8 protein-coding genes are annotated in these 6,151 nt (G+C 43.3%); 7 read left to right on the top strand and 1 reads right to left on the bottom strand.

The window, feature by feature from the left end; translation table 11 throughout:
• Positions 1-40 precede the first annotated feature (40 nt).
• Positions 41-484, bottom strand: coding sequence for a general stress protein (locus A6K76_RS11345; RefSeq protein WP_066465157.1), 444 nt, complete (start codon positions 482-484; stop codon positions 41-43).
• A 305-nt stretch (positions 485-789) separates the two neighbouring features.
• Between A6K76_RS11345 and der the strand changes: the two genes are divergently transcribed.
• The 7 genes from der to mtrB all read left to right on the top strand — a co-directional run bounded on the left by der (position 790) and on the right by mtrB (position 6,142).
• A complete protein-coding gene (gene der, locus A6K76_RS11340; protein ID WP_066465162.1) occupies positions 790-2,100 on the top strand; it encodes a ribosome biogenesis GTPase Der in 1,311 nt (436 codons plus the stop codon).
• A gap of 12 nt (positions 2,101-2,112) precedes the next feature.
• Complete coding sequence (locus A6K76_RS11335) at positions 2,113-3,126, top strand: NAD(P)H-dependent glycerol-3-phosphate dehydrogenase (RefSeq protein ID WP_066465156.1); 1,014 nt, start codon at positions 2,113-2,115, stop codon at positions 3,124-3,126.
• A 473-nt stretch (positions 3,127-3,599) separates the two neighbouring features.
• The gene (locus A6K76_RS11330) at positions 3,600-3,812 is read left to right on the top strand and encodes a DUF2768 domain-containing protein (protein ID WP_066465155.1); all 213 of its coding nucleotides are present in this window, start codon (positions 3,600-3,602) and stop codon (positions 3,810-3,812) included.
• A gap of 13 nt (positions 3,813-3,825) precedes the next feature.
• Positions 3,826-4,536 (top strand): hypothetical protein, encoded by a 711-nt coding sequence (locus tag A6K76_RS11325; RefSeq protein ID WP_066465153.1) that lies wholly within the window; start codon positions 3,826-3,828, stop codon positions 4,534-4,536.
• Positions 4,537-4,845: 309 nt separating this feature from the next.
• A complete protein-coding gene (locus tag A6K76_RS11320; protein ID WP_066465151.1) occupies positions 4,846-5,118 on the top strand; it encodes an HU family DNA-binding protein in 273 nt (90 codons plus the stop codon).
• Positions 5,119-5,283: 165 nt separating this feature from the next.
• Positions 5,284-5,853 carry a GTP cyclohydrolase I FolE gene (folE, locus tag A6K76_RS11315; protein ID WP_066465149.1) on the top strand — a complete coding sequence of 190 codons (570 nt, stop codon included), beginning with the start codon at positions 5,284-5,286 and terminating at the stop codon, positions 5,851-5,853.
• Between the two features lie 64 nt (positions 5,854-5,917).
• On the top strand, positions 5,918-6,142 hold the full coding sequence (gene mtrB, locus A6K76_RS11310) for a trp RNA-binding attenuation protein MtrB (protein WP_066465147.1): 225 nt from the start codon (positions 5,918-5,920) through the stop codon (positions 6,140-6,142).
• Positions 6,143-6,151: the final 9 nt, after the last annotated feature.

Genomic DNA, 6,151 nt, shown 5'->3' with positions numbered 1-6,151 from the left:
GGTGTGAGAGGTCGGGAGTTAATCACTCCCTCCTACTCGATTAATCGCGGCGACGAAATTGAGCGGCGTCTTCTATGCGTGTATTTGCTTGTTCGGATTCATTTTTCTGAATTTCTGTGCCGAGCAGTCCGTCGCGCTCTTGCGGGTGGGATGCTCGATGCTGCTCTTCTAAGTCTGCTTTTTCGCCTGTATATACAATGGCGCCGCCGTAGTGAAGCACGTTTAAATAGTCGTCAAACTCCGCTTCTGGAATACCGATTTCGCGCAATGATTCAGCGGACGGCTCAGCACCGCTAAAAATTGCCTTAAAATGCGCGCCGATTGTATGTGATTGCTCAACGTCTACGTCGGCGCTTAATAAATCGTACGCGTCCGTTTCCTTCGTCAACACCGTAATGTCCTCATCGTGATACCCTTCATCGCGCAGGCGGCTTAGCAATGCTTTATATTCCTCAACATTTTGTACAGTTTCAATTCGGTTCATGCGTGCAATTCCTCCTTTAACGTGTATAGTGGAGTATTCCCAGAAGTGCATAGAAGGTAAACCTTTTACTATCAGTTCATTATAGTGTGATTACAGTTTTACTGTTTGGGCAAATTAGTTAAAGAGCGTACAATGATTTAACGCTATACGATGAAACAATCAATAGGTGAGATGTTAAATAAAGAGGATTCATCGCCAGCTTTCTGTACGAACGATGATTTCGTGTGATATAATCAACTCTTTGATGTATAATACAAAGTGGCTTATTATACAGCATGATTGAAAGTTGGAAGGATGAAAACGAAATGACAAAACCAGTTATTGCAATCGTTGGCCGTCCGAACGTAGGGAAATCAACAATTTTTAACCGTATTGTTGGTGAACGTGTATCGATCGTCGAGGATATTCCTGGCGTAACGCGTGACCGTATTTATAGTTCGGCTGAATGGTTAACGCATGATTTTAATATTATTGACACAGGCGGGATCGAAATTAGCGACGCGCCATTTATGGAGCAAATTCGTCAGCAAGCAGAAATCGCCATTGACGAGGCAGACGTAATTATTTTCATGACAAATGGTCGTGAAGGGGTAACGATGGCGGATGAGCAAGTGGCAAAAATGCTATACCGCACGAAAAAGCCGGTCGTACTTGCCGTCAATAAAGTCGATAACCCAGATATGCGCAACATGATTTATGACTTCTATGCATTAGGCTTTGGCGAACCGTTCCCAATCTCGGGCTCACACGGTTTAGGCTTAGGGGATTTACTTGATGAATGCGCAAAACATTTCCCACAAGAAGATGAAAATCCGTACGGCGACGATGTGATTAAATTCTCATTAATCGGTCGACCGAATGTAGGGAAATCATCGCTTGTAAATGCATTTTTAGGGCAGGAGCGTGTAATCGTATCGGAAGTAGCAGGTACGACGCGTGATGCGATCGATAGCCCATACGAATATGACGGTCAAGAATACGTAATTATCGATACAGCGGGTATGCGTAAAAAAGGGAAAGTGTACGAAACGACAGAGAAATATTCTGTGCTGCGTGCATTGCGTGCCATTGAACGCTCAGACGTTGTTTTAGTCGTTTTAAATGCGGATGAAGGCATTCAAGAACAAGACAAAAAAATCGCTGGTTATGCGCACGAAGCGGGTAAAGCGGTCATTATCGTTGTGAACAAATGGGATGCGGTAGAAAAAGACGAGAAGACGATGAACTTCTATACGGAGCAAATTCGTGAGCACTTCTTATTTTTAGATTACGCACCAATCATTTTCGTATCAGCGAAAACGAAAAAACGCGTACACCAAATTTTACCGATTATTCAGCGCGTAAGTGAAAACCATGCAATGCGTGTACAATCTTCTATTTTAAATGAAGTCATTGAAGATTCAGTAGCACGTAACCCAGCGCCGACAGACAAAGGTCGCCGTCTACGTATTTACTACGCAACACAAGTAGCGATTCAACCACCAACATTCGTTGTATTCGTGAACGAACCAGAATTAATGCACTTCTCATACGAACGCTTCTTAGAAAATCGTATTCGTGAAACGTTTGACTTTGAAGGGACACCAATTCGTTTAATTACTCGTGCACGCGCATAGGGGGTTATTGATGTGGAGAACATTTCCGTTTTAGGCGCAGGTTCATGGGGGACAGCGCTTGCCATTGTTTTAGCAGAAAATGGACATCGTATTCGCATTTGGTCGCATCGACAAGACCAAGTGGATGAAATAAATACGCAGCATACGAACGCGAAGTATTTACCAAACACGACGCTACCGATGAACTTAGTCGCGACAGCATCACTACAACAAGCAGTCGACGAAAGCGATATGATTGTTGTCGCTGTACCGACGAAGGCAATACGCAGCGTTTGTCAGCAGTTTGTACCTTTCATGCGTGAGGAAAAGCTATTCGTTCACGTTTCAAAGGGGATTGAACCAGATTCATTAAAGCGTATTTCCGAGCTATTAGCAGAGGAAATTCCGTCTATGCTTCGCAGTGATATCGTCGTGTTATCAGGACCGAGTCACGCAGAGGAAGTTGTGCTACAGCATCCGACGACGGTAACAGTCGCATGTGAAAATATGCGAGCAGCAGAGCGCGTGCAAGATGCGTTTATGAGCAGCTATTTCCGTGTTTATACGTTAGAGGACGTCATCGGAGCTGAAATTGGCGGCGCCTTAAAAAATGTCATCGCACTTGCAGCAGGAGCGGTTGATGGCTTAGGCTACGGCGACAATGCAAAAGCAGCACTCATAACGCGCGGCTTAGCTGAAATTTCACGCCTCGGTGTAAAAATGGGGGCGAATCCGCTCACGTTTGCCGGGTTAACAGGCATGGGGGATTTAATCGTCACATGTACGAGCGTGCATTCACGTAACTGGCGTGCAGGTAATTTGCTTGGCAAAGGTTACAAGCTCGATGAAATTTTAGAGCAAATGGGCATGGTCGTTGAAGGTGTTCGTACTGCAAAGGCGGCGCATCAGCTCGCAGCAAAGTACGACGTCGCCATGCCAATCTCAAGCGCGTTATATAGTGTGCTATTTGAAGCAACACCACCGAAGCAAGCAGTAGATGCATTAATGGCGCGTATGAAAAAGCGCGAAATTGATGAAATGATGTAAAATGAAAACCATTGATGGACGCATGTGCCATTAATGGTTTTTTTGTTCGTTCATCACCGTAAGCTAGAGTTGATGCATAAAAGTTGTTTAAAACGAGAGGCGGATTCCAGCGGGAAAAGCGAAAGTTTCTTTTGTGACGAGTAACTACACGAGCCTCAAAACTCCGCAATCGACGAGAAAGCTTGAGGAAGGTGATCAACGCCACTATACGAGCCATTACCTTCAAAACAAACATCGTGTTCGTCGCCGCGCCCTAGCAATTGATGTGCGACGAGTAATCGCAAGGGCACCTATTTTTTTGTCTCGAGTAATTGAACAGACAAAGCGAGCCGTCATACGCGAAATGCCAGTGGAATGACTAATCAACATACATAGTTATAGTGAAGTGAAAATGTTTTAAGTGAGCATTTTTACGTGTAAACGAAGGTATGTGGTATAATAAAGTAAAAAATATGGCGAAAGGGTGTAAGCGAATGGGACCACTTTCACATTTACCTGCACTAGACGTAATGTGGGTATCGTTTTACTGTATCTTTTTTTTACTCACATCAATTGGTTTAATTTATTTAGTGCGCCATAAAATTCAAAACCGGCTTATGCAAGGCGTTACAAAATTTGTCGCATACAGCTTGTTTTTTATCGGGTCATTTTTAATGGTGCTCGTCGTAGCGACTTGGCCAGCATAAGGAGGGATCGTAAATGAACAAACGATTATATGCGATGGCGATGAGTGTGATGTTGCTAGCAGGATGCGGTGGCTTAGCGGCTTCACCAGAGGAAGTGCGCGTGCAGCAGCAAGTGAGCGAGGCAGATTTAATCGCCGTACAGCAGGCGGTCGATACGTTTAAGGCAGAAACGAGCGTGCTGCCAATTAAGACGACCGAGCATGATACGAACGTGTACATAAAATATTTACTCGATTTTCAAAAGATTGTACCAAAGCATGTAGCGAGCATACCGGACAATGCATATGAGCGTGGTGGCATTTATCAATATGTGCTGTACAACGTAGAAAAAGATCCGACCGTTAAGCTAGTCGACTTGCATGCAGCCGAGCGCATTCGAGAAATTAATTTGCGTGTGCTCGTTCAAAAGTATCCTGCGTTCGATGAGAAGGTAGCGCCATACATTTACACGCTCGATTACGAAAAGATGGGGTTAGATGAGCTAACGGTGCCGAGCCCATATTCAACGACGCATTTGCCAATCGTTGTGACGACAACTGGTGAGCCGATCGTTGACTATCGCATTGATTTTCAACGTTTTATTGATGAGGGCATAATCGAAGCCGCACCAGGGGATGATTTACAGCAGCTCGTCGCACAGCAAATGAACGTGCTGCCAGCGTATTCTGTACCGTACACAGTTGATGAAAATGAAAATGTCATTTTTATGTATGATGGGCAATGAAAAATGTTGTTACAGCAATGGTTACAGGCGATTTTTTGTGAATTTACAGCGATTTATGGCAAAAAATGGTTAAAAACGACCAAAATCGACAAAAACGTTGAAAAATAAGGGTTTTTTGCGTTTACTTTAGTCAAAATAGTGTATAGTATATTTAGAGTAAAGAAACGTTGGTAATGGCAAAGTAAATGATTGAACAAGAGAATAATGACGGCGATCGTGCGCAGCTGAATTCGGTTGCAACAACATTTTCGTTATGTTACTCTTTTATCATCATGAAGTGACCGTAGCCCTTGAGAGGAGGTGAATCGTGTGAATAAAACAGAATTAGTGAACTCTGTTGCTGAAGCTGCAGGTCTTTCTAAAAAAGACGCTTCTAAAGCAGTTGATGCTGTATTTGATACAATTCAAGACGCTCTTGCAAAGGGTGACAAAGTACAATTAATCGGTTTTGGTAACTTTGAAGTGCGTGAACGTGCGGCTCGTAAAGGTCGTAACCCACAAACTGGTGACGAAATCGAAATTGCTGCTAGCAAAGTACCTGCTTTCAAACCAGGTAAAGCGCTTAAAGATGCTGTAAAATAATACAGCTTTGCAACTACATAGAACGGCCTCAAAACAGTTTATGTTTTGGGGCTGTTCTTTTTTTATGCTCTTTTCATAGTAGTGAAGTGAAAAGTCGTTTTGCGCTTGCGTATAGAATGTGCTACGATGCAAGTTGAGGTTGATTTTAGGAGGAATTGAAGCTAAATGACGAATGTTGATTTAAACAAAATAGAGCAAGCAGTAAAGATGATTTTAGAAGCGGTTGGTGAAGATGTAAACCGAGAAGGCTTACTAGATACACCAAAGCGCGTATCAAAAATGTATGCAGAAATGTTTAGTGGCTTACAAATGGATCCACGCGAATATTTCAGCACGGTATTTCATGAGGATCACGAGGAATTCGTGCTCGTAAAAGATATTGGATTTCACTCGATGTGTGAGCATCACTTAGTACCGTTTTACGGCAAGGCACACGTTGCGTACATTCCACAAGACGGCAAAGTAGCGGGCTTAAGCAAGCTCGGTCGCTGCGTTGAAACGGTTGCTCGTCGCCCGCAATTACAAGAGCGTATTACATCAACAGTCGCAGATACAATTATGGAAATGTTACAGCCAAAAGGTGTGTATGTTGTCGTTGAAGCAGAGCATATGTGCATGACGATGCGTGGCTTAAAAAAACCGGGAGCAAAAACAATTACATCTGTTGCACGCGGTGTGTACGAAACGGATGATGTGAAGCGTCAAGAAATCATTTCATTTATTCAAATGTCTTAATATGCCTAACACATTGTGATAGAATATACAAAGACTATAGTGAATGAGGGGAGTTTAGCTACTTATGGCACAACAAGATTATATTGTAATTGAGGCGGAGGAAGATGGCGTACATGTCATCGGTTTAACACGCGGAACGGATACAAAATTCCATCATTCTGAGAAGCTAGATGCAGGCGAAGTTATGATTGCGCAATTTACAGAACATACGTCGGCAATGAAAATTCGTGGGAAGGCGAAAATTCACACATGTAATGGCGTCATTGAAAGCGCACCGAAAGCGAAATGAGCAATTCGA

Source organism: Caryophanon latum, assembly GCF_001700325.1.
Taxonomy (GTDB): Bacteria; Bacillota; Bacilli; order Bacillales_A; family Planococcaceae; genus Caryophanon; species Caryophanon latum.
The sequence above is the reverse complement of the archived record's forward strand: the minus strand, read 5'-3'. Positions and strand labels throughout refer to the sequence as shown.

What these genes read in the sequence shown, in the direction of transcription:
- A6K76_RS11345 (WP_066465157.1), bottom strand. Translation starts at nt 484, where the DNA reads ATGAACCGAATTGAAACTGTACAAAATGTTGAGGAATATAAAGCATTG.
- der (WP_066465162.1), top strand. Translation starts at nt 790, where the DNA reads ATGACAAAACCAGTTATTGCAATCGTTGGCCGTCCGAACGTAGGGAAA.
- A6K76_RS11330 (WP_066465155.1), top strand. Translation starts at nt 3,600, where the DNA reads ATGGGACCACTTTCACATTTACCTGCACTAGACGTAATGTGGGTATCG.
- A6K76_RS11325 (WP_066465153.1), top strand. Translation starts at nt 3,826, where the DNA reads ATGAACAAACGATTATATGCGATGGCGATGAGTGTGATGTTGCTAGCA.
- folE (WP_066465149.1), top strand. Translation starts at nt 5,284, where the DNA reads ATGACGAATGTTGATTTAAACAAAATAGAGCAAGCAGTAAAGATGATT.
- mtrB (WP_066465147.1), top strand. Translation starts at nt 5,918, where the DNA reads ATGGCACAACAAGATTATATTGTAATTGAGGCGGAGGAAGATGGCGTA.